20 protein-coding genes are annotated in these 22,878 nt (G+C 67.5%); 4 read left to right on the plus strand and 16 right to left on the minus strand.

Annotated features, from left to right (window positions below; translation table 11 throughout):
• Nucleotides 1-52: 52 nt before the first annotated feature.
• The 15 genes from ACW9J6_RS16655 to ACW9J6_RS16725 form a co-directional block, all read right to left on the minus strand.
• Nucleotides 53-334, minus strand: coding sequence for a cytochrome C oxidase subunit IV family protein (locus ACW9J6_RS16655; RefSeq protein ID WP_457117604.1), 282 nt, complete (start codon nucleotides 332-334; stop codon nucleotides 53-55).
• Nucleotides 331-978 carry a cytochrome c oxidase subunit 3 gene (locus tag ACW9J6_RS16660; RefSeq protein ID WP_457117605.1) on the minus strand — a complete coding sequence of 216 codons (648 nt, stop codon included), beginning with the start codon at nucleotides 976-978 and terminating at the stop codon, nucleotides 331-333. Before ACW9J6_RS16660 ends, ACW9J6_RS16655 begins: the two co-directional genes overlap by 4 nt.
• A complete protein-coding gene (locus ACW9J6_RS16665) occupies nucleotides 975-2,651 on the minus strand; it encodes a cytochrome c oxidase subunit I (RefSeq protein ID WP_457117606.1) in 1,677 nt (558 codons plus the stop codon). Before ACW9J6_RS16665 ends, ACW9J6_RS16660 begins: the two co-directional genes overlap by 4 nt.
• Nucleotides 2,648-3,580: a cytochrome c oxidase subunit II gene (gene coxB / locus ACW9J6_RS16670; protein WP_457117607.1), complete on the minus strand. Its 933-nt coding sequence runs from the start codon at nucleotides 3,578-3,580 to the stop codon at nucleotides 2,648-2,650. Before coxB ends, ACW9J6_RS16665 begins: the two co-directional genes overlap by 4 nt.
• Nucleotides 3,580-4,554: an SCO family protein gene (locus tag ACW9J6_RS16675; protein WP_457117608.1), complete on the minus strand. Its 975-nt coding sequence runs from the start codon at nucleotides 4,552-4,554 to the stop codon at nucleotides 3,580-3,582. The genes coxB and ACW9J6_RS16675 overlap by 1 nt, the downstream gene beginning before the upstream one ends.
• Nucleotides 4,551-4,955, minus strand: a complete 405-nt coding sequence (locus ACW9J6_RS16680) for a hypothetical protein (protein WP_457117609.1) — start codon at nucleotides 4,953-4,955, stop codon at nucleotides 4,551-4,553. The genes ACW9J6_RS16675 and ACW9J6_RS16680 overlap by 4 nt, the downstream gene beginning before the upstream one ends.
• The gene (locus ACW9J6_RS16685; protein WP_457117610.1) at nucleotides 4,945-5,901 is read right to left on the minus strand and encodes a hypothetical protein; all 957 of its coding nucleotides are present in this window, start codon (nucleotides 5,899-5,901) and stop codon (nucleotides 4,945-4,947) included. The genes ACW9J6_RS16680 and ACW9J6_RS16685 overlap by 11 nt, the downstream gene beginning before the upstream one ends.
• Entirely contained in the window at nucleotides 5,901-6,455 is a 555-nt protein-coding gene (locus ACW9J6_RS16690; RefSeq protein WP_457117611.1) for a c-type cytochrome, read from the minus strand. The genes ACW9J6_RS16685 and ACW9J6_RS16690 overlap by 1 nt, the downstream gene beginning before the upstream one ends.
• Nucleotides 6,456-6,685: 230 nt before the next feature.
• Entirely contained in the window at nucleotides 6,686-7,207 is a 522-nt protein-coding gene (locus ACW9J6_RS16695) for a DUF3341 domain-containing protein (RefSeq protein ID WP_457117612.1), read from the minus strand.
• A complete protein-coding gene (nrfD, locus tag ACW9J6_RS16700) occupies nucleotides 7,207-8,562 on the minus strand; it encodes an NrfD/PsrC family molybdoenzyme membrane anchor subunit (RefSeq protein ID WP_457117613.1) in 1,356 nt (451 codons plus the stop codon). Before nrfD (ACW9J6_RS16700) ends, ACW9J6_RS16695 begins: the two co-directional genes overlap by 1 nt.
• On the minus strand, nucleotides 8,559-11,399 hold the full coding sequence (locus tag ACW9J6_RS16705; protein WP_457117614.1) for a 4Fe-4S dicluster domain-containing protein: 2,841 nt from the start codon (nucleotides 11,397-11,399) through the stop codon (nucleotides 8,559-8,561). Before ACW9J6_RS16705 ends, nrfD (ACW9J6_RS16700) begins: the two co-directional genes overlap by 4 nt.
• Nucleotides 11,387-11,998 (minus strand): cytochrome c3 family protein, encoded by a 612-nt coding sequence (locus ACW9J6_RS16710; RefSeq protein WP_457117767.1) that lies wholly within the window; start codon nucleotides 11,996-11,998, stop codon nucleotides 11,387-11,389. The genes ACW9J6_RS16705 and ACW9J6_RS16710 overlap by 13 nt, the downstream gene beginning before the upstream one ends.
• Before the next feature lie 48 nt (nucleotides 11,999-12,046).
• Nucleotides 12,047-13,165 (minus strand): NrfD/PsrC family molybdoenzyme membrane anchor subunit, encoded by a 1,119-nt coding sequence (gene nrfD / locus ACW9J6_RS16715; protein WP_457117615.1) that lies wholly within the window; start codon nucleotides 13,163-13,165, stop codon nucleotides 12,047-12,049.
• Nucleotides 13,165-14,100, minus strand: coding sequence for a 4Fe-4S dicluster domain-containing protein (locus ACW9J6_RS16720; protein ID WP_457117616.1), 936 nt, complete (start codon nucleotides 14,098-14,100; stop codon nucleotides 13,165-13,167). Before ACW9J6_RS16720 ends, nrfD (ACW9J6_RS16715) begins: the two co-directional genes overlap by 1 nt.
• Before the next feature lie 10 nt (nucleotides 14,101-14,110).
• Nucleotides 14,111-14,329, minus strand: a complete 219-nt coding sequence (locus ACW9J6_RS16725) for a hypothetical protein (RefSeq protein ID WP_457117617.1) — start codon at nucleotides 14,327-14,329, stop codon at nucleotides 14,111-14,113.
• A gap of 259 nt (nucleotides 14,330-14,588) precedes the next feature.
• Here ACW9J6_RS16725 and fdh point away from each other — a divergent pair, with 259 nt between their 5' ends.
• From fdh to ACW9J6_RS16745, 4 genes are all read left to right on the plus strand, one after another.
• Entirely contained in the window at nucleotides 14,589-17,804 is a 3,216-nt protein-coding gene (gene fdh / locus ACW9J6_RS16730; RefSeq protein ID WP_457117618.1) for a formate dehydrogenase, read from the plus strand.
• A complete protein-coding gene (locus ACW9J6_RS16735; RefSeq protein WP_457117619.1) occupies nucleotides 17,791-18,093 on the plus strand; it encodes a hypothetical protein in 303 nt (100 codons plus the stop codon). The genes fdh and ACW9J6_RS16735 overlap by 14 nt, the downstream gene beginning before the upstream one ends.
• Before the next feature lie 910 nt (nucleotides 18,094-19,003).
• Nucleotides 19,004-20,497: a hypothetical protein gene (locus tag ACW9J6_RS16740; RefSeq protein WP_457117620.1), complete on the plus strand. Its 1,494-nt coding sequence runs from the start codon at nucleotides 19,004-19,006 to the stop codon at nucleotides 20,495-20,497.
• Between the two features lie 29 nt (nucleotides 20,498-20,526).
• On the plus strand, nucleotides 20,527-22,221 hold the full coding sequence (locus tag ACW9J6_RS16745; protein WP_457117621.1) for an ATP-binding cassette domain-containing protein: 1,695 nt from the start codon (nucleotides 20,527-20,529) through the stop codon (nucleotides 22,219-22,221).
• Nucleotides 22,222-22,347: 126 nt separating this feature from the next.
• Here the strand turns inward: ACW9J6_RS16745 and ACW9J6_RS16750 are convergent, their stop codons facing one another.
• Nucleotides 22,348-22,818: a hypothetical protein gene (locus ACW9J6_RS16750; RefSeq protein WP_457117622.1), complete on the minus strand. Its 471-nt coding sequence runs from the start codon at nucleotides 22,816-22,818 to the stop codon at nucleotides 22,348-22,350.
• Between the last annotated feature and the right edge of the window lie 60 nt (nucleotides 22,819-22,878).

Here is a 22,878-nt window from a genome sequence, read left to right on the forward strand (position 1 = left end):
ACGGCGCGGCGCCCGATGCACCACGCTCTGCCCAGGCCGCGGTGAGCCACCCTCACGGCCGGGTGACCACGTCGCTGAGCGTCAGCGCGAACAGCACCCCCGCGACGATGAAGCCCGCCCCGGCGGCCAGCCGCACGAGGCCGCGCGCCTCCCTCAGCTCCATGTAGAACACGAGGACGAGCAGCAGCTTCATCGCGGCAATGGCGAAGCCGATCGCCGTCGTCCAGGCGCCGAGCTTCCAGTAGGCGGCGACCGTGCTCAGGGCCAGGAGGGCCATCAGGGCCGCCCAGACCGCGAGGTTGCGCAGCCAGAGGGAACGGACGGCCGGGCTCATCCGGACCGCCCCGGCAGGTAGAAGACCGGGTAGAGGAACACCCAGACGACGTCGACGAGGTGCCAGTAGAGCCCCGTCACCTCCACCTCCGGGCTCTTCCGCAACTCCAGCCCTCCGCGCCAGCCGAGGAGGGCCAGCCGCCCGACGAGCCCGATGCCGATCGACAGGTGGACCGCATGCACGCCCGTCATCAGCCAGTAGAGGGCGAAGAACAGCTGTGCCGGCGCCGCGGCCAGGGGGAAGTGGGGGCCGGGGACGAGGCTCTTCTCCAGATCCTCCCGGTACTCGAAGCCCTTCACCACGATGAAGGCGAGGCCGAGCGCCGCCGTGAGCCCCAGGCAGACGATCGCCAGCCGGCGCAGGTCCTCCTGTGCCTTCACGGCCTGCGAGGCCACCGCCATGGTCAGGCTGCTGGTGAGCAGGATCGCCGTGTTGAGGGTGCCCAGGACGATGTTGGTCTCACGGCCCGCCGCCGCGAAGGCCTCCGGATGCACGATCCGCGTCGCCCCATAGGTGAGGAGCAGCGCCCCGAAGAACAGGACCTCGCTGGCGAGGAAGATCCAGATGCCGAGGGTCGCCCCGTAACTCTGCCGCCCGAGATCCGACCAGGGCTCGCGGATCAGGCGCTCGGCGACCCCGCTCATTGCACCAGCTCCTGCTCGCGCTGGTAGCTCGGCGGCCCCGGTTGCGCCGCGTGCCCCTCCGGGTGGTAGTCGTAGGGCGCGCGCACCACCCTCGGCTGCCGGACGAAGTTCTTGTGCGGCGGCGGCGAGGTCGTGCTCCATTCGAGCCCCGTCGCGTCCCAGGGATTGCTCGGCGCCCGCGCGGAGAAGAACAGCGACCAGGTCAGGTAGCCGAGCGGCAGCAGGTAGGCGGCCGCCAGGATCGCCGCGCCGGACGAGGACATCACGTTGTAGATCTGGAACTCGGGCGGGTAGGTATGGTAGCGCCGCGGCATCCCGAGATAGCCCGCGATGAATTGCGGTGCGAAGGTCAGGTTGAAGCCGAAATACATCAGGATGGCGGCGAAGCGGGCCCAGGATTCCGGGTACATCTTGCCGGTCACCTTCGGCCACCAGAAGTGCAGGCCGCCGAAGAAGGCCGAGACCGAGCCGCCCACCATGATGTAGTGGAAATGCGCGACCACGAAGTACGTGTCGGTGACGTGGACGTCGATCGGGATCGCGGCGAGGAACAGCCCCGACAGCCCTCCGGTGGTGAACAGCCCGACGAAGCCGAGCGCGTAGAGCATCGGCGCGCCGAAGCTGATCTGCCCGCGATAGAGCGAGAAGGTCCAGTTGAAGACCTTGATGGCCGACGGCACCGCGATGATGAAGGACAGGAACGAGAAGATCAGTGCCGTGTAGGGCGACATGCCCGAGACGAACATGTGGTGGCCCCAGACGAAGAAGCCGATGCCCGAGATCGCCAGGATGGCGTAGACCATGAAGGTGTAGCCGAAGATGCGGCGGCGCGCGAAGGCCGGGATGATCTCCGAGACCACGCCCATGGCCGGCAGCACCATGATGTAGACCGCCGGGTGCGAGTAGAACCAGAACAGGTGCTGGAACAGGATCGGGTCGCCGCCCCGGCTGGGATCGAAGATCGGCAGGCCGAGCCAGCGCTCGGCCATCACCAGCAGCAGCGAGATCGCCAGGACCGGCGTCGCCAGCACCATCACGATGCTGGTCGCGTAGATCGACCACACGAAGAGCGGCAGCCGAAACCAGGTCATGCCCGGGCAGCGCAGCATGTGCACGGTGGCGATCATGTTGACGCCCGTGGCGATGCTGGAGAAGCCGACCAGGAACACGCCCATCGCCGCCGCGAGGACGTGCGTGTTGGAGTACATCGTCGAGAACGGCGTGTAGAAGGTCCAGCCGGTATCGACCCCGCCGGCGATCAGCGCGTAGACCGTGCAGGCGCCCGCGAAGGCGTTGAGGTAGAAGCCGAACAGGTTGAGCCGCGGGAAGGCGAGGTCGGAGGCCCCGATCATCAGCGGGACCAGGAAGACGCCGAGCGTGTTGGGGATGGAGGGCACCAGGAAGAACCACACCATCACGATGCCGTGGAACGAGAACAGCTTGTTGTAGGTGTCGTTGGTGAGGAGGTGCCCCTCCGGCGAGACGAGTTCGAGGCGCACCAGCGTGATCGCCGCGCCGCCGAGGAAGAAGAAGACGGTGATCAGGATCGCGAACAGGATCGCGATGCGCTTGTGGTCGGTGGTGGTGAGCCAGGACCAGACGCTCTGCTGGAACCGCAGGTAGTCCGGTTCGGTCGGCAGCGGCAATTCGCCGAGGGCGGCGGTATCGCTCATGGCCGGTCGTCCTTCGCGAGGGAGCGGATATAGGCGACGAGGCTCTGGATCTCTCCCTCCGAGAGCCGCCCGGCGAAGCTCGGCATGATCGGCGCGAAGCCGGCCACCACGTCCTTCTTCGGCTGCAGGATCGAATCGCGGAGATAGGCCTCGTCGGCCGCGACGACGCGGCCGTCGTCGAGGGCGACCGTGCGCCCGTAGAGCCCGGCGAGGCTCGGCGCGTGCACGGCGGCAGAGGGGGCGTGGCAGCCCGAGCAGCCGCGCTCGACGAAGAGCCGCGCGCCGTCCTTGGCGAGGTCGTCACCCTCGGGCTGCGCGGCGAGCCAGGCCGCGTAGGCGTCGGGCTGCATCACCACGATCTTGCCGCGCATGCCGGAATGGTCGGTGCCGCAATACTCGGCGCAGAGGAGCTGGAAGGTGCCGAGCTTGGTCGCCTGGAACCACGTCTCGTGCGTCTGGCCCGGCACCACGTCCTGCTTGAGCCGGAAGGCCGGCACGAAGAAGGAGTGGATGACGTCCTGCGCGCGCATGACGAGGCGCACCGGCACGCCGATCGGGACGTGGAGTTCGTTGATCTCGCGGGCGCCGTTCGCGTGCAGGGTCTTCCACATCCACTGCTTGGCGATGACCTGCACCTCGATCGCGTCCTTGGGCGGCACGAACGAGCGGGTCTCGATCGAGGTGGCCCACCAGAACAGGAACACGAACAGGAACAGGGTCGCGCTGGTCCAGCCGATCTCGAATTCCCGGCTGACCACCTCCGGCATCGGCCCGCGCGGTGCCGGGGAGCCGCGCCGGTAGCGCACCGCGAAGCCCAGCAGCAGACCCACGACGAGGAGCAGGATCGCGCCCGAGAGGACGAGGAGCCCGGCGAAGATGCCGTCGATGCGCTGCGCGAGCGTGGAGGCGGTCTCGGGCCAGAAGGACATCAGGCGGTCCTCCCGGTGGGGGCGGGCTCACGCTCCCCCCTCTGCGGGGGAGGGTGGCGAACGGAGTGAGCCGGGAGAGGGGCAGCGCGACGTTGATTCGGCTGGCGCCGTGCACCGCGGTTCAGCCAAATTCGGAAGCGTGGTTCCCCTCTCCCGCCCGGCTCCGCCGGGCACCCTCCCCCGCAGAGGGGGGAGGGTGGGGGGCGTGACCCCTCGATTTGCCTGAGCCACAACAGCCAAAGTCCCAGCCCCAGCACCGTCGCGGCCCCCGCCGCCGTGAGCACCCGCGTGATCGCCAGCGTGTAGATCCCGTGCGCCGCGTCGAATCCGTAGCAGAGCACCGCGATCTGCCCGGCGACCCCGCCGATCGTGCCGCGTCCGGCCTCCAGCAGGGCGAGTCGCAGGTCCGGTCCGGTGAGGGCGAGGGTCGAGAGCGCGCGGGCGAGGTGCCCGTCGGGCGTCAGCGCCAGCACGGCCGCGGGATGGGCGTACTGGTCGTGCTCCGCGTCGTAGGCCGTGCGGTAGCCGGCCGCCCGGATGACGGCGCCGACCGCCTCGGCATCGCCCCGCAGCAGCACCGTCGCGGCCCGCAATCCGGGATCCGCCACCTGGGCGTCGAGGAGCGCTCGGCCCTCGGCGACGGCATCCTTCGGGTCGAGGCCGAGCACGATCAGGCGATAGTCGCGGCCGGGACGCAGGCCCGTCTGCACCAGCGCCCCCGACACCACCGCGAGGAACGGACCGCAGAGCGTGCGGCACGTGAAGTCGACCGGGAGCAGCAGGGCCGGACGCCCGGCGAGCGCATCCCCGAGGGTGAGGGCGTGGCCGTCGCGGTCGGTGAAACGGTCTGCGAGGGGCAGCGGCGCGCCCGCGGGCACCGAGAGTCCCGCCGCCGCGAGATCCGCCGCCGCGAGCCCGGCCCGCGCGGCCCCCGGCGCGAGCGCGATCAGCAGGGCGAGGAGGAGGCGCGTCATGGCTGCCGGTTCTCCTTGATCGGGCCCGGCGCCGCCGGCGCGGCGCCGATCGGGGCGAAGGCCGCGGCGCCCCGCCCCGCCAGGATCTCCATCGCGCGGGTGACCGGGATGCGGATGATGCCGTGCTCGCGGTCGACCCAGGCGTAGCCGGTGAGCGCCTGATGCTGGGCGTCGAGGAGGCGCTTGAGATCTCCGGGCGGGTCCACCTGCAGGCCCGGCTGGGGCATCGCCCGCGGCGGCAGCCGGTTCCCCTCGAAGCTCCAGTCGCAGAAGAACCGCAGCCCGCCCATCACCAGCCCGGCGAAGGTAAGGAAGCCGAACACGGCCGCGAGCACCCGGCGGACCGGGATGCCCGGCGCCTCCGGCGGGGCGGGTTCGTCTCGGGCGGCGTCAGCGGACATGGAAGAGCCCTCCCGAGGAGCGTTCCGCCCGGCGCACCATCGCCACCGTCGCACCCGCCAGGGCGACGAGTCCCGCCGCTCCGAGAACCAGTGGCAGGCCCGGTGCCGCGAAGGCCGGCGCCACGAGCCAGAGCCGGTGCAGGGCGACGCCGAGGAGCACGAGGGCGCCGACGAGGCGGAGCGCCGGGCGGCTGCGCCGCGCGGACCCGTTCAGCAGGATGCCGAAGGGGATCAGCGCCCCGGCCGCAAGCGCGGCAACGATCAGCCAGACGAGTCCGTGCTCCGTGCGCCGCAGGTACCAGGCCGCCTTGTCGGGCAGGTCGCCGTACCAGGCCACGAGGAAGGACATCAGGGCGATGTAGACCGTCCCGGTGAGGGTCGCGATCAGCAGGCTCGCGAGGTCGTTGGCGTCCCGCGGCGCGAGCGTGGTCGGCGCCAGGAGGGCCGCGAAGGCGAGCGCGGTGAGCAGCTGCTCGACCGCGAAGCCCGCCGCGAAGGCCGAGGAGGTGACGCCGGGCTCCAGCGACAGCACCCAGTCGACGGCGATCAGGCTGATCATCACGCCGTGCAGGAGGAGGGCGATCGCCGCGAAGAGGGGGCCGCCGCGGCCCGCCGCGACGACGAGGCCGATCACCGACCAGAGCACCAGGGCGATGACGGAACGGGCGAGGAACGCGGCCGGATGCAGGTAGAGGGCCGCCACCCCCGGCGGCGCTTGGGACGGGTCGGCGGCCCAAGGGTAGAGGCTCGACAGCGCGAGGGCGATCGGGAGGAAGGCCAGGGCCGCGAGCGGGGTGAGGGCGGCGGCCGGGCGTAGCACCGGTCCGAGCGCCTCGCCCCAGCGCCCGCCGGTGAGGCGGTGGATGAGGAGCAGCGCGAGGCTGCCGATCGGGATGCCGCTCCAGGCGCTGGTGGCGGCGAGCCAGAGGCGGGCGGCCTCCTCCATCACGGCAGCCTCCCGGCGGCTTCGGGGGCCTCGGCGAGGGTGGCGCGGCGCGAGAGCTGCAGCGCCCGGATATAGGCGGCGATGGCCCAGCGCTCCTCGGGCGGCACGCGGGACGCGTAGGAATACATCACCCCGTAGCCGTGCGTGATGACGTCGACGACGTGGGAGGCGGGCGCGGCGCGCAGGCGCTCGGAGTGGTAGGAGGGCGGGGGCGGGAAGCCCCGCTGCACGATCATGCCGTGCCCGTCGCCGTCGTAGCCGTGGCAGGGCGAGCAGAACACGTCGTAGCGGTCGCGGCCGAGGGCCAGGAGCGCGGGCGTGACCTCCGGCTGGGTGTCGAGGGCGGCCTCGCGGGCGAGATCGCCCTGCGCGACCGTGCCGGCGGGCAGCGGCTGGGCCGAGGTGCCGTTCGGCCAAATGGTGGACGGGGCGTCGGTGTCGAAGCGCTTCTGCTGGAACAGGCTCTGGTCCTGGCAGCCGGCGAGGAGGAGGGCGGCGAGGAGGAGGGTCCGCAGCCGGGCGCGCTGCCGAGGACCGGAACCGAGGATCCCCAAACCAGACTTGCTGAAGCGACCCGGACTCCCGTCTGGGCGCGGGATCCCCTCTCCCGTGCGGGAGAGGGGTAGGGGTGAGGGTCCCGGACCGTGCCGCAAGCATCCGCAACGATCGGTGCTGGTAGCGGGACGGTTCAGTTTTCTTGCTGAACCACCTGGGCCCTCACCCCTGCCCCTCTCCCGCACGGGAGAGGGGTTCCCCGCGCCTCGATAGCTTGCCGATGTTCCCTTCATCGCCGCACCTCGAACACCACGAGGGCGCCGGCCTCCTCCAGGAGGTGGCGCAGGGCGAGATCGTCCTCCGCCGTCCCGTCCTGCGCGGCGAGCAGGAAGAAGCGGTCCTGGCTCGCCCGCTCGAAGCCCGGGATCTCGAACAGCGGGTGATGCAGGCGGGGCAGGCCGCTGCTCCACAGGAAGGCGAGGAGACCGGCGATCGCCGCCGCCAGCACCCCGACCTCGAAGGGCACCAGCAGGAAGACCGGCCAGGAATGCAGCGGGCGCCCGCCCGAATTGAGGGGATAGTCGAAGACCGCGCTGTACCATTGCAGCAGGTAGGCGAACCCCGCCATCCCGACGCCGCCGGCCAGCATCGCCCAGCGCAGCCGGGTCGGCCGCTCGTCGAGCACCTCCCCGACCTCCTCGACCGGGAAGGGCGTGAAGGTGTCGAGGGGGCGGTGGCCCTGTTCGCGCACCGTGCGGGCGGCCCGCACCAGGGTCTGGGGATCGGCGAAGCAGGCGAGCATCTCGCGCATCAGGCGGCGCCCTCCCGGTGGGCGAGTTGGCGGACCTCGTGCATCGAGACCGCCGGCACCACGCGCACGAAGAGCAGGACGAAGAACGCGAACAGCCCGAGCGGCCCGACCAGGAAGGACCAGTCCCAGAAGGTCGGATGGAACACCCGCCACAGGCTCGCGGCGTAGCCGTGCGAGAGCGTCGTCCAGGTGATCAGGATGCGCTCCAGCCACATGCCGATGTTGATGATCACCGCGATCACCACCATGGCCGGGATGCTGCGCCGCACGCGCCTGAGCCAGAGGCCCTGCGGCACCACCACGTTGCAGGCGAGCATCGCCCAGTAGAGGAAGGCGTAGTCGCCGAGGAACTCGTAGGCGACGAGGCCGCGCTCCTCGGACTTGCCCCCGTACCAGGCCATGAACCATTCGGTTGCGTAGGACAGGCCCATCACCAGCGCCGCCATGAGCATGACCCGGCCGATCACCTCGAAATGCGCGACCGTGATCACCGCCTGCAGGCGCAGGCCCCAGCGCACTAGGGCGGCGAGCACCACCACCATGGCGAAGCCCGAATACATGGCGCCGACCACGAAGTAGGGCGGGAAGAGGCTCTCCTGCCAGCCCGGCATCAGGCTCGCGGCGAAGTCGAGGCCGACGATGGAGTGGACCGAGCAGACGAGGGGCACGGCGAGCGCCGCCATCGTCACGTGCAGGATCTCCAGGCGCCGCCAGTGGCGGGCCGAACCCCGCCAGCCGATCGCCAGCGCGCCGTAGAAGAGCTGCGCCCCGCGCGAGGTCGCCCGGTCGCGCATCGTCGCGAGGTCGGGGATCAGGCCGACGTACCAGAACAGGATCGAGAACAGCAGGTAGCTGACGATCGCCCAGAAGTCCCAGACCAGCGCGCTGCGCCATTGCGGCCACAGCGCCATGGTGTTGGGGTAGGGCGCGAGCCAGTAGGCGTAGAGCGGCCGCCCGAGATGGAAGATCGGAAACAGCCCGGCGATCGAGACCGCGAACAGGGTCATCGCCTCGGCGAAGCGGTTGATCGAGGCGCGCCAATGCTGCCGGGTGAGGAGCAGCATCGAGGAGATCAGCGTGCCGGCATTGCCGATGCCGATCCACCAGACGTAGTTGGCGATGGCGAAGCCCCACACCACCGTGGTGTTGATCCCCCAGACGCCGACGCCCCGCCAGAACAGCCACGCGATCGCGACCAGGGTGAGGAGCACGAAGGGCAGGGTGAGCCCGAGGGCGATCCACCAGCCCTTGCCGACGCCGACCAGGATCGGGTTCACGACCGCGTCGGTGATCGCCGCGTCGCTCTCCCGCTCCGGCGCGATCCAGCGATGGGCCTGGGAGATCGGGGCGCTCACGAGCCGTCTCCCGGCAGGTCGGGGGCGGGGTTGCGCAGATCCGCCAGGTAGGTGGTGCGCGGGCGCGTCCCGAGATGGCCGAGGAGCGCGTAGTGGCGCGGCTCCGTCTTCAGGCGAGCGACGTCCGAGCCGGAATCGGCGAGATCGCCGAACACGATCGCCCGCGTCGGGCAGGCATCCTGGCAGGCGGTGGTGACCTCGTTGCGGCCAAGCGGACGCCCGTCGCGCTCGGCGGCGCGGCGCGCGCCGCTGATGCGCTGGACGCAGTAGGTGCACTTCTCCATCACGCCGCGCTGGCGGACCGTCACCTCCGGATTGCGCTGTGCGGGCAGGGGATCGAGGCCGAGATTGGCGTATTCCTGCCCGTCCGCGTAGCCGAAGAAGTTGAAGCGCCGGACCTTGTAGGGGCAGTTGGCCTCGCAGAAGCGGGTGCCGATGCAGCGGTTGTAGACCTGGACGTTGAGGCCCTCGCCGTCATGGACCGAGGCCGCGACGGGGCAGACCGGCTCGCAGGGCGCGTGCTCGCAATGCATGCAGGGCACCGGCTGGAAGCCCGGCCGGGGATGGTGATCGTCGCCGCGGTCGTAGGTGTCGATGCGCAGCCAGTGCATCAGGCGGCCCCGGGCGATCTCCTCGGGCCCGACCACCGGCACGTTGTTCTCGGTCTGGCAGGCGACCACGCAGGCGTTGCAGCCGATGCAGAGCGAGGAATCGATCACCATCGCCCAGGCGTGGCCGTCCGCGTCGCCGGTCCAGGGTTCGAGCAGGGTCGGGTGCGGCCCGGGATCGGTGCCCGGCGCCTCCGCGATCGCCGTACGGCCGCCGTTGAGGGCGGCGAGGGTGAGGAGCGGGTAGTTCTCCTCCGCCTCCCGCTCGCGGACGACGAGCTGTGTCGTCAGGATGCCGGGATGCCGCCCGGTCGGCGCGAGCGCGACGTCGTCGAGGCGCCAGAGCGCGTCCGACCGGCGTAAGGGAAAGGCGCTCGCCCCGACGCCGTTGCCGATGGCCCCGGCCCGCGAGCGGCCGTAGCCGAGGGTGAGGCTCGCCACGCCCGCCGCGTGGCCCGGCACGACGGCCACCGGGACCTCGACCGCCCGCCCGTCGGCGCTGACCCGGGCGAGGTCGCCCTGCGCCACGCCGCGCCGCGCCGCCTCGTCCGGCGAGAGCGCCAGCGCGTTGCCCCAGACCTGCTTGGTGAGCGGCGCCGGGCATTCCTGCAGCCAGGCATTGTTGGCGTGGGATCCGTCCCAGAGGGTCGGGTCGGGACGCAGCACCAGGGTGAGGTCGCCCGAGCGCCCCGGCGGGCCAGGATCCGGCAGGTGCGCCGCGCCGACCGTGACCGGGGCCGCGGCGCTGTCCGGCACGACGCCGTCGTGGAGGACGCGCCGCCACCACGTCTCGAAATCGTCCCCGCGCCCGGCCTTCCAGGTCTCGCGCACGAGGTCGTAGGAGGCCGCGTCCGTCTCCCCGAGGAGCGCCGAGACGACCTCCTCCGCCGTGCGGGTGGCGTAGAGCGGGCGGATCAGCGGCTGCACCACCGAGGCGGTGCCGTCGATCGCCCGCAGGTCGCCCCAGCTCTCCAGGGGATGCGTCGCCGGCACGTGCCAGGTGGCGAGCACGGCGGTCTCGTCGACGTAGCCGCCGTGGTGCAGCCGGAACGAGGCCTTGCCGATGACGTCCGACACGGCGAGGTCGGCGGGCGCGTCGTAGGCCGGGTTGACTCCGAGCATCACGAGATCCGGCACGCTGCCCGAAGCGAGGTCGCGGGCGAGGTCCGCGAGGGGGGCGGGCGTTCGGGAACCGGCCGCGTCCGGCGGCGCGATCCAGTCGAGCGGCGCGCCGATCTGGCCGTTGATCCAGTGCACCAGCGCGTGGATCTCCGGCGGCAGCGTCGGCCCGGCGAGGACGAGGGCGCCGCCGCGATGCGCCGTCAGATCCGCGGCGGCCCGCGCCACCATCCGGGCCGCCAGATCGGGGAGCGCGGCGTCGCGGATCTCGGCCCCGAGCGCGCGAGCCAGCGCCACGGCCGCTTCGCCGATCTGCACCGGCGGAAGGGCGAGGCGGTGGTCGGCCTTGGCGCCGGTGAGGGTCGGCGCCGCCTCGATCGCGTAGAGCCGCGAGAAGCCGTCCCCGGTCCCCGGCACGCGGCGGCTGCCGAAGCCGCGGCCGAGGCGGATCTGGTCGGGACCGGGGCCGAGCGGGTCGGCGTCGAGGGTCACGATCACCGCCGCCCGGTCGAGATGCGGTACGGGAACCAGCGGGCGGCCGAAGGCCAGGGCGGCACCCGCGCGGGACGCGACGTCCTCGGTCGGTTCGTAGGCGTGCCAGGCCGCCTTCGGGTAGGCGTCGAGGAGTCGAGCGATCTGGCGCTGGAGCGTCGGCGAGGTCACCCGGCCGGTGAGGAGCCGCAGGCCCTCGCCCTGGCGGCTGCGCCAGCCGGCGACCTTCGGCACCAGGGCCTTCTGCAGGGCGCTCCAGTGCGAGAGGTCGCCGCCCTGCCGCAGGGTCTTGGAGCGGTCGGGATCGTAGAGCGAGAGGACCGCGGCCTCGGCGAAGACGTCCGTCGCCCCGAGGCTCGCCGGGTGGCGCGGGTTGCCGTCGACCTTGATCGGCCGCCCCTCGACCGAGCGCACCCGGCAGCCGCGCCCATAGCCGGCGAGCGGCAGCGTGCTGGCGAAGACGAGGGGCACGCCCCCCGTCACCCGCTCCGGCTGGACCACGTAGGGGACGATCTCCTCGTCGGGCTTGGCGCAGGCGCCCGCCGCCAGGGTGATGCCGGCTGCGAAAGCCCGCAGGGCCTCGCGGCGGCTCGGGGACGGGGGCGTCAGCGGTGGCATATCGAGCACTCGCTGAGTCGGTCGACCGAGGGGATGTGGTAGGCGGCCTTGAGGGCCTTGCCCCGCGTCTCCTGGTCGGGGGGAGGGGTCCAGGTCATGTCGTAGACCTCCTCGCGGGGTCGAAGGTTCTTCTCGGGGTTGCGGTGGCAGTCGAGGCACCAACTCATGGTGAGCGGGGAGGCTTGGCGCATCAGCGGCATGTCCTGGACGGCGCCGTGGCAGCTCGAGCAGCCGATGCCGTTCGTCACGTGCACGGAGTGGTCGAAATAGACGTAGTCCGGCAGGGTGTGGACGCGACGCCAACGGATCGGCGTCTCGGTGGCGAGGCTCGCGCGCACCGGGGCCAGCATCTCGGCGTTGGTCCAGATCTGCGAGTGGCAGGACATGCAGGTGTGGGTCGGCGGCAGGCCGGCGAAGCGGGCCGTCTCCACGGAGGTGTGGCAGTAGCGGCAGGCGATCCCGAGGCCGCCGACATGGTGCTGGTGGCTGAACGGCACCGGCTGCTCGCGCACCACGTTCTGCGCCGTGTAATAGGGCGACGCCCAGAACCGGTAGGTGAGCCCGACGGCGAGCACCGGCAGCGCCGCCACCCCTGCCATCAGCAGGCGGGCGATCGTGTCGGCACCGGGACGGAAGATCTGCACGGGTCAGGCGGACCGTCTGCGAGCGGTGGGCGCGGGGGATGAGGCGAGGTGGCCCGTGCGGGGCGGCGGGCCGGTTTCGGGCGTCTCCGGCAGGTTCTCGGGCTGCGCGAAACGGAAGCTCACATCGGGCCGCGCGGCGGATTCGTCGCCCGCCGCCATCACGGAGACGCGCAGCAGCGCGCTGCCCGCCAGCACCGCGAGCCCGGCCGCCAGCGAGAGTTCCGGAGGCGGCCGGCGGCCCCGCGCGCGCATCACGCGCTCGGCCGCGTAGAGCCCGAGCGGCAGGAGCACGCCGAGGCCGACGGCCCCGACCGTCTCGGTCATCCCCGCCGGCCCGCGCGTCGCCGGCGCGACACCCGTTCGCCGGTAGGCCAGCGCCGCGGCGGAATCGCCCGCGAGTTCGACTGCGAGCGCCGCGGTGGCGATGCCGTGCAGCGCGTCCCGCCGCGGCCCTTCGGGCTCGCCCATCGCCAGGGCGGCCGCGCCCGCTGCCATCGAGGAGGCGCCGAACCGCACGGCGAGCGCGCGCGGCGCCGCCGCCCAGAGCGGCGTCGAGGTCGCCGAGAGGAGCGCGGCCGTGTAGGTCGAGAGACCCGCCCCGAACAGGGCGGCCGGGACCCCGGCGGCCCGCGCGAGGCCCCGCATGGCGCCCGGCGCGATCCCGCGGTCGGCGGCGAATTGCGCCGCGGCGCTCAGGCCCGCGCAACCGGAGAAGCCCATCAGGATCCAGGTCCCGATCGACATCGGCGAGGTCGACTTGGCGACCCGCAGCATGTTGTAGAAGCGGCTCGGGGTGTGCAGGTCGTAGATCAGCAGCGCGCTGCCGATCGTGGGCGCGAGCAGCGCCGTGTAGCGGGCGCGGCGCGCCATCGGCCCGGCCTCGGCGCCCTGCGTCGCCTCGGCGAGGGCCGCCAGGATCGCCGAGGAGCCTGACAGGCCGGCGAGGAAGATGTAGCCGCCAACCACCGCGTTCTCGAACGGCGCCGTCTTCAGCTGCGCCCGGCCGTAATAGGTTGGCCCGTCCCAGGCCTCCCCGGGCTCCGGCCGCACGGCGCCGGAGGCGCGGTCGGGGCGGGGCAGCGGCCGCTCGGGGCCGCGCGCGGCAACGGGGTACTCGGCCATCACGGGCGCTCCCGGCGGCCGTCGCCGCGGGACCCCGCGCCCCCGAGCAGGAAGGCCGCCGCGAGGGCGAGGCCGGCCACGGCGGTCAGCCCGGTGGCGAGGCTCGGGGCGACCCGGTTCGACGGCCGGGTCGGGGCGGCGGGCAGGTTGTAGACCTCCGGCCGGTCGGTGAGGAGGAAGAAGGCGTTGAGGTGGCCGAGATCGCCGGTGGCGCCGGGCCCGCCCGGCACGCCGTACAGATAGGCGCCCGCGACGCCGCGCTCGTGCAGGGTCTCGACGCGCTCGCGCGCCGTCTCGTGCAGGGCGCCGAGTTCGCCGAACTGGATCGAATCCGTCGGGCAGGACTTGGCGCAGGCCGGCTCGAGGCCGCCCTTCAGGCGGTCGTAGCAGAGGGTGCACTTGTGCGCCTTGCCGTCGACCGGGCTGAGGTCGACGACGCCGAACGGGCAGGCGGGCACGCAGTAGCCGCAGCCGTTGCAGATGTCCTGCTGGACGACGACGGTGTCGAACTCGGTCTTGAACAGGGCGCCGGTCGGGCAGGCTTCGAGGCAGGGCGCGTTGTGGCAGTGCTTGCACACGTCGCTCATCATCAGCCAGCCGCTCTGGAAGGCGGTCTGGGTGCTGGAGCGGACGCCGCCGGGCCCGGACTTCTCGACGAAGCTGACGTGCCGCCAGCTATGGGCCGAGAGGGCGCCGGTATTGTCGAAGCTGTGGCCGGTCAGCCCGAGATTGTCGGCCGGGAGGTTGTTCCACTCCTTGCAGGCGACCTCGCAGGCCTTGCAGCCGATGCAGACCGTGGTGTCGGTGAAGAAGCCATAGGACTTCCCCGGCTCGATGCGGGTGCCGGCGGTGATCTCGGCCTCATCCGGGATCATCCGGTCGAGACGCGATTCGGGGTAGTCGGCCGCCCGGGGATGGAGGTGCTGGATGCCCATCGGCGCGCCCTCACACCCGGTCCAGCCGCAGAGCGCGGTGGGCGATCAGGTTGCGGGTGCGGTCGTAGCTCACGCGGACCCGGGCCTGCTCCGCCTGGAGCCGGGCGAGGTCGTCGGGCTCGGCCCGCATGGTCGGGCTCAGCACGAAGAGGTGCGCGATGCCCTCCTCGTCCACGAGCTGGAACCGGCTCTCCTGCGCAATGATGACCACGCCCTGCATCGACGGCATGAGAGTCCTCGGTTCACGCGCGGCGGCCCGGCCATCATCCCGGTTCCGCTTGTCGCGCGGCCAACGCCGGGAAGGCCGGATGGTTCAGAGCCATTCTGAACTGTGGCCGGAGGCCGGGAGATAACGTGGGGCAGTCCGGGCTCCAGCGGTCACGCAACCGGACCTTGGTGCGGGAGCGTACGAAGCCGCGCCGTGCCCGAGGGGAACCTCCGCGACCGCGCGCGATTGAGGCGACGGACGCGGTAACGGGAGGGCGGACATGGCGCGACGGATCGGCAAGGGCATCGGCGAGCGCGTCTCCGGCTTCCTGCGCGACTGGTCGATCCCGCGCCAGCTCGCGGGCGAGAGCGTGATGGGCTCGGCCGCCCGCAGCACGATGTCCGAACGCCTGCGGCCGCGTCTGGAGCAGGCCGACCAGGTCGGGACGAGCGTGTGCCCGTTCTGCGCCGTCGGCTGCGGTCAGCTGATCTACGCGAAGAACGGCCGGCCCATCCACGTCGAGGGCGACCCGCGCTCGCCGATCAACGCCGGCACGCTCTGCCCGAAGGGCGCCGGGACGCTCGGCATGCTGCTGTCGCCCGAGCGGATCAGCCGCGTGCTCTACCGCGCCCCGCGCTCGCGCCAGTGGGAGGTGAAGCCCCTCGACTGGGCGATGGAGCGGATCGCGCAGCTCACCAAGGAAGCGCGCGACGAGACCTTCGCCGAGCGGCTGCCGGACGGCCGGGTGATCAACCAGACGCTCGGCATCGCCTCGCTCGGCGGCGCCACGATGGACAACGAAGAGAACTACCTGATCAAGAAGCTCTTCGGCGGCGGCCTGGGGGTGGTCAGCATCGAGAACCAGGCCCGAATCTGACACTCCTCCTCGGTGCCCAGTCTGGGTGCCTCCTTCGGACGCGGCGCCGCCACCATGGCGCTGTGGGACCTCGCGAATGCGGACTGCATCATCGAGATGGGGTCCAACATCGCCGAGAACCACCCGATCGCCTTCCGCTTCGTGACCGAGGCGCAGCGCAAGGGCGCCACGATCATCCACGTCGACCCGCGCTTCACCCGCACGAGCGCGCTCGCGGACATCTACGCGCCGATCCGCTCAGGGAGCGACATCGCCTTCCTCGGCGGGATGATCCGCTACATCCTGGAGCACGATTTGTGGTTCCGGGACTTCGCACTCGCCTATACGAACCTCGCCCACATCATCGACGAACGCTACCAGGACCCGGAGACGCTCGACGGGCTGTTCTCGGGCTTCGACCGCGAGACCGCGTCCTACACGGACGACACGTGGCAATATGCCGGGAAGCGCGTGCCCTCGCCGGTGGCCGAGCACCGGGTGCAGAGCCAGGAGGGCGAGTCCGGATCGGGCAGCCCCTACGAGAGCATGACCGAGGGGCCCCCGCCCCAGGACCTGACGCTGCAGCACCCGAACTGCGTCTACCAGATCCTCAAGCGGCACTACGCCCGCTACACGCCCGAGATGGTCGAGCGGGTGACCGGCTGCCCGAAAGAGACCTTCATCGAGGTGGTGGAGACCTTCGCGCGGCGCTCCGGGCGCGAGCGCACCGGCGCCTTCACCTACGCGGTCGGCTGGACCCATCACACCACCGGGGTGCAGATCATCCGGGCCTGCACCATCGTCCAGGCGCTGCTCGGCAATGTCGGGCGCCCGGGCGGCGGCATCATGGCGTTGCGCGGCCATGTCAGCATCCAGGGGTCGACCGACATCCCGACCCTCTATAACATGCTGCCGACCTACCTGCCGCAGCCCAACGTCTTCCACGAGCACGCGACGCTCGCCGACTACCTGCGGGTCGAGACGCCGACGACCGGCTGGTGGGCGAACATGCCCAAATACGTGATCAGCCTGCTCAAGGCCTGGTATGGCGACGCGGCGACGAAGGCCAACGATTACGGCTACCAGTTCCTGCCGAAGCTCACCGGCGACGCCTCGCAGGAGCCGATGACGCTCTCGATGGTGGACGGCGTCATGCGCGGCCAGTTCGTGCTCGGCCAGAACCCCCTCGTCGGCGCGGTGAACGCCGACCTCGTCGAGCGGGGCCTGTCGAAGCTGCGCTGGCTGGTGGTGCGCGACTTCGCCATGACCGAGACCGCGAATTTCTGGCAGAAGGGCCGCCTCGTGGAGCGCGGCGAGATCGCCCCGGAGGACATCGACACGGAGGTGTTCTTCCTCCCCGCCGCCATGCCGGGCGAGAAGGAGGGCACCGTCACCAATACGAGCCGCCTCGTGCAGTGGCACGAGAAGGTCTGCGAGGCGCCGGGCGACAGCCGCTCCGACCTCTGGTTCATCTACCACCTCGGGCGGCGCCTGAAGGCCCTCTACGCCGACAGCGGCGACCTGCGCGACGGGCCGATCCAGGCGCTGACCTGGGACTATCCGGTCGAGGGTGCGATCGCGGAGCCGGACGCCGAGGCGGTGCTCGCCGAGATCAACGGCTACACCGTCTCCGACCGCAAGCCGGTGGCGAGCTACAAGGAACTCAAGGACGACGGCTCCACTGCGTGCGGCGGCTGGATGTATTGCGGGGTCATGCCGCGGGAGGGGCACAACCTCGCCCGCTCGCGCAGGCCCGACGGGCCGGACGGGCCCGGCTCGCATCTCGGCTGGGGCTTCGCGTGGCCGTCGAACCGGCGCACGCTCTACAACCGCGCCTCGGCCGATCCGGAGGGCCGGCCCTGGTCCGAGGCCAAGAAGATGGTCTGGTGGGACGGGGCGAAGGAGACCTGGACCGGGCTCGATGTCCCGGACTTCGTCGAGACCAAGCGGCCCGACTACCGCCCGGACTGGTCGACGACGCCGCGCGGCATGGACGCGCTCGGCGGCGACGCCCCCTTCATCATGGAGGCGGACGGCAAGAGCCAGATCTTCGTGCCGACGGGGCTGAAGGACGGCCCGCTGCCGACCCACTACGAGCCGGTCGAGAGCCCGGTGAAGAACCCGCTCTACGGCGACCAGCAGGTGAACCCCGCCGCGAAGCTGTGGGGGCGTCCCGGCAACGCCCTGCACGCGCCGCAGGACCCGCGCTTCCCCTACGTGTTCACGACCTTCCGGCTCACGGAACTGCATTGCGGCGGCATCCCGACCCGGGTCATGCCGCACACGGCGGAGTTGCAACCGGAGGCCTTCGTGGAGATCTCGCCGGAACTCGCCGGCGAACTCGGCATCCGCCACCTCGGCTGGACGGTGCTGTCGACGCTGCGCGGGGAGATCGAGGTGCGGGCGATGGTGACCGAGCGGCTCCGGCCGTTCCGGATCGACGGACGAATCGTGCACGAGGTGGCGATGCCCTGGGTCTACGGCCGCGAGGGCTACGCACGGGGCGCCGTGGCGAACGTGCTGCTCGCGATCACCGGCGACCCGAACACCAGCATCCACAGCACCAAGGCGGTCACCTGCGCGCTGCGCGCGGGCCGCCTGACGTCGCTCAAGCGGGAGGCGCGCCGTGCTCCCGCTTGAGCACGGCCACCGGGCGCTGGCGGCCCTCGACGCGGTCCTGGCGCAGAAGCCACGCAAGGACGATCACGGCCTGACGCGGACGATGCAGTGCCTGACGGCGTTCCGCGACGAGGTGATCGCGATCCAGCGCCGCGCGCCGCCGAGCCCCGCCCAGCGCGAGACGCTGGCGCGGCTCAACGGCGTGATCAGCGTGGTCATGGGGGCGCATTTCCCGCTCGGGACCGTGCCCTGGCCGGAGGTGGAGAAGGCGCGGGGCTGGCTTGCGGACCTGGTGGCGGAATTCGAGTAGTCGGCGGGGCGCGTCGGGAGGTCTCGCTCCCGAACCCTCCTCCCTCTGCGGGGGAGGGTGGCCTGCGGAGCAGGCGCAGCGGGACGCAGTCCCGCCGAGAGGGGCCGGCGCGACGCTTCTCAAGGAAGCGCTTGTCGCATCGGTTCAAGATCATCCGGCACCGGGGTTCCCCTCTCCCGCCCCGCTCCGCGGGGCACCCTCCCCCGCACCGGGGGGGAGGGTTCGGGCGCCCCTTTGCGCTCACTTCGCCGCTGGATCGACCAGCGTCAGCTTGCCCTCGAACGGCTTGTTCCGCGCCGTGACGCTCGTGCAGCCGAAGGTGTACTGGCCGGGTGCGATGGTGCCCGCCTTGAGTTTGCGCTCGTCGGGCTGATCGGGGCAGTAAGCGTCGGATTGGTCACAATATGATCAGAAAATGATCTTTTATTCACCGGACAATATCCATATTCAGATAAGTTATAGCTTCATATAAATTTCAAAAATTTGATACTTAAAACATATACTTGCTACATTCAAATTTTTAAATGTTTATATTCTGCCTGTGTTCGATATTTGTAACTGTTAAACAATAAGTTTTAAAAATTCTTCTAATATAACTTAGCGTCATGTTGTCACGTTTACATGCGAGTCACGCTCATATTAGAAATCATGTGACATCCAAGACAGTTGATCTGCGATGTCAATGCAAATCAGTATATCCAATCAAACATGATGTCATCGGAGATAGCGATGTCGAAAGTCTTCAAGTACGTGCGAGTCGCAGTTCTTGTTTCCAGATTCTGCGATCATCCTCCCAAGCCGGCTGGTACAGCAGATCAAGGGTACGCTGGAGAAGAACTTCATATTTGTTAAATTTGGGATGGAAGTAGCTCTGCTACTTCCATACCCAAGCTAGATGACGAGGTCGAATATGTTCACTTCATGTTTGGATTTTGATGGATATGGTGAGGATTGTCAAGATAGTATTATAGAATACATCGAGATGTGTTCTTCTCAAATAAAACTCATATCACATGAGCCGAAGAGTCAATGGCTATGGTGTGCTGTGGAAGCCTGCGTAGATATTGATACTAAAAGCAAAATAGATATGAGTAATTTTTCGAAATCAAAACTCAGAAACGAGGTCGATTTCCAGGCCGTGGCTGTACTTGTGACAAGATCTTCTATCGGTTATAAGATTGAGATAATCCGTACATTAAATTCCACCGTCCCAGTATATATAGTCCGTCATGGTAATCGTGCGGCTGTATCATGGAATTTTACTTTATGTTCTGAGTTATCTTCAAAAAAAATTAACAAAAAAAGCTGTCAAAAGCTCATATATTGGGGTCCGAATCTCGAAAGCAATACAATTTTCCAGGATGTATATCTGATTAATGGCGGACAGTACGCTTCGTTTGGCAAGGACGGTTGTGCAATCGAGCAATCGTCCTCGTTGGCTCGTTATGAGCCGGCGGCATTGGCCGAAGGCGCTGAGGCAGCGCTGTACTTCCTCGACCTTATTGCGTCGGTTGTAAGACCTCACATTCGTACTTCTGCTGCTCCGGTTTTGGAGCTTAGTGGCGGGCTCGACTCCTCTTGTATCGGTGCAGCTCTACGTCGTGGGAACGTTATGTCTGGAACGTTGCCCACGTACGGCCTTATCCAACCGGGTGTGGCGGGGATCCAGCAGCAAACTCGTAGGAGAGAATTGATAAATATCTTTGACTTTCACGATGTTTCTGTTGATTCCACGGAATGCAAGCCTTTCTCAATATTCAAAAAATCGATCATACGGCGTGTTCCTAGTGACGAAATTTACAGGACAGGTATAGAATTGTGTTTATCAAAATGTGATTTTCATCCTGATGTTGTCGTAACGGGCATTGGCGGTGATGAGCTCACTATGATTTCAAACGAGCACACCGTCATGTTTCAGCAATCCGATCTTGATGACTTATTTGGTGAATCGGTCGAAGAAGTTGCGTTAACGAGACATGTTGCTTCGAACAGCGCAATCGTTTCTGCATTTTGTCGATCTGATATGTTTTTAAGTCAACACATTTGGCCCATAAATCCATTTACCCATCCTCACATTGTGAATTTTTCTCAATGTCTACCGTCGGAAATTAAGAAAAATCGTCTTCTTAATAAGTTAGCATTAGCGAAGTCTGGTTTGAGCGATTACTTCCTTTTCCCAAGATATCGCGAAAATTTTTCTCGCGTATATGATAGTGATTTATTGTTGTTTGATGTTTCTGATTTTTTTGAGACATCTATCCTCCACGATTATGGCATTATAAATTGCGAAAAGCTTAATTACCAGTACCGTCTTTTTATAAATGAGGGAAAATGCAGTGTACCACTTACTTGTTTCGCCAACGCAGTACGGTTGGAATTCTTTCTGAGGCAATGTAATCTGTAATCGCATGACACAAATGAGGCTTAAAAACTATGAGTATTGTCAGTAATGTCAATACGGTGCGCAACATAATTCATAAACAAACCGTTATTAAAAGTATATTAGTGGCTATACTCGCAACGATTTCGGCCATATTGCTTGCGGTCCAGCCGTTTATCCTTGCCCACGCTACCGTTTCTGCAATCTCAGGCAACGATCTGCTTCTGCTACTTGTTGCTTACGTTAGCGTCGGCCTCGCGGGCGGTAGTTGCACAGCAGGCGCTGCTTATTTTGCTCTCCAATCACGGGAGAGAGTTGGCGCGGACATTGCCTTGGCAACACTATCGGCATTGCTACGTCCGGATCGAAATTTCTGGCGATACACTCTCACCGATCTGATGCATGCATATTCTAAAGGACGTGAGGGGACGCACGCTATTATAGTTGATCTTTTCATTAATCTTATCCCCTATGTTTCCGGCTTAATCGTCTCGCTTTCTCTTGTCACGTTCACGGTAAATTGGGTGACGGCCGCTCCTGTTTTTGCAACAGCGTCGTTATTCATTGCTTTGAATCTCCGCGACATTAGTAAAGAACGTGCGCTTAGTTTGGCATTTGATAAGATTCAGAAGGATATATCCGAAAGTATCGCAGGTGCCCACGAAGTCGGTGAGATAGTGAGAAGTTTTGGAACTGAGTCATTTCTAGATTTACGCTTGAGAACTCAGTTGGAATTATTCGATGAGCGCGTGGTCATTCACGGGAAACATTATTTCAGAAAACACATTCGGCTCGAATTGCTCCGCTGGTCTGGCCTCGTTGCCGCAATCGTTGCTTTTCAAATGACGCTTCCGAATGACGCGCCGCCCGGGGTTGAACGCATCGGGAATCTCGTTGCACTCATTCTGTCCTATTTCCAGCTCATTGCACCGATCGTTAGCCTCTCCAGATCTGCGGAGAGGCTCGTGCAAGCCTCCGCGAGCATGGAAGTTGCGGCGAGCATTCTCCTGGACGCGACGAGGAGCGCCCCAGAAGGGCTTCGCACTCGCCGGTCACTCGAGAGGCTTACTCTTTTGGGTGTGGAGGCAATGGCTGGTGAGCGCCGGGTCGGTATTCCACGCTCGGCGGAGTGGCGCTGTGGTGAAGTGATCATCTTCCAAGGGCCGAGCGGTGTAGGAAAATCGACGTTGGCTCGCACGATCGCCGGCCTCATTCCGGGAGCGGCCGGCTCGATCGTCGTCGACAGCGTGCCCTTCTCTGTCAAAGATAACTACAGTGATCTTCGCCAATTTAGCCTCTACGTGCCTCAAGTAGATTACGTATTCTCCGAAAGCATCATCGAAAACATTCGCCTGGGGGACACGTCGATCCCGGACGATCTGATCTCGCAAGCCATGATCAAGCTCGGGATTTCGGAGATGCTGTCGAGGCGGGGCTTGTCCCTGACGGACAAAATTGGAGATCGCGGTGGCGATTGGTCCGGTGGTGAGCGGCGCCGGATCGCTCTGGCTCGCGCATTCGTCCGAGACGCCGGCATCGTTATCCTCGACGAGCCTACCACCAATCTTGACCCCGAGTCGGCTTCCGCAGTCCTTGCCGCGTTCCGCGAACGGTTCCGTCGCTCAATCCTGATCGTGATTTCCCACGATGACATAGCTGAGGCATCGGACAAGCACGTCTCCTGGTGGGATGACGCATCGGACGGCGATCCCGCCAGCAGGACGTCGGTGCTTCCAGTATCGGCTTAGCGAGGGCTTGGCTCGGCTCCAGAGCGCAGCGTTGCCGCGGCCATCCTGTAGGTGGTGGCGCTGACGCTCCGCGGCGAGATCGAGGGGCCTGCGAAGCGAGGAGGGCTGGGCACAGCCCCTTTGCGCTCACTTCGCCGCTGGATCGACCAGCGTCAGCTTGCCCTCGAACGGCTTGTTCCGCGCCGTGACGCTCGTGCAGCCGAAGGTGTACTGGCCGGGTGCGATGGTGCGCAGGCGGATCTCGCCGCGGCCGTTCTGCTTGACGACGTAGCCGTCGTTGTTCGCAACGTGCACCACGTCTCCGTCGTGGTGCAGGACGTAGCGGTTCTCGAAAATCTTCGGGGCCGTGAGGGTGACCTCGTCCTTCGACTGATTCACCACCTGCAGCGCGACGTTGCTGTCGGCCGGCAGGCGGAGTTCCGCTGGGTCGCATTTCGGCGCCCCGTTCTCGCTCGTGATGGTGAGCGAGACCGGCGGCATCGTGTCCCCGTTCTTGGGCGGGGGCAGGTCGTTGGCCGCGAGGGCCGGCCCGGCGGCGAGGCCGGCGAGCAGCAGCCCCGCGAGCCCGCCGCGCAGGCGGGGAAGAGAATTCGGCATCGTCCCACTCCGTCCGATCCACGATCCGTGTCGCAGGCCAGAACGTTGCGGGACGGGCCG

The sequence above is a fragment of the Methylobacterium sp. JK268 genome (genome assembly GCF_054052225.1).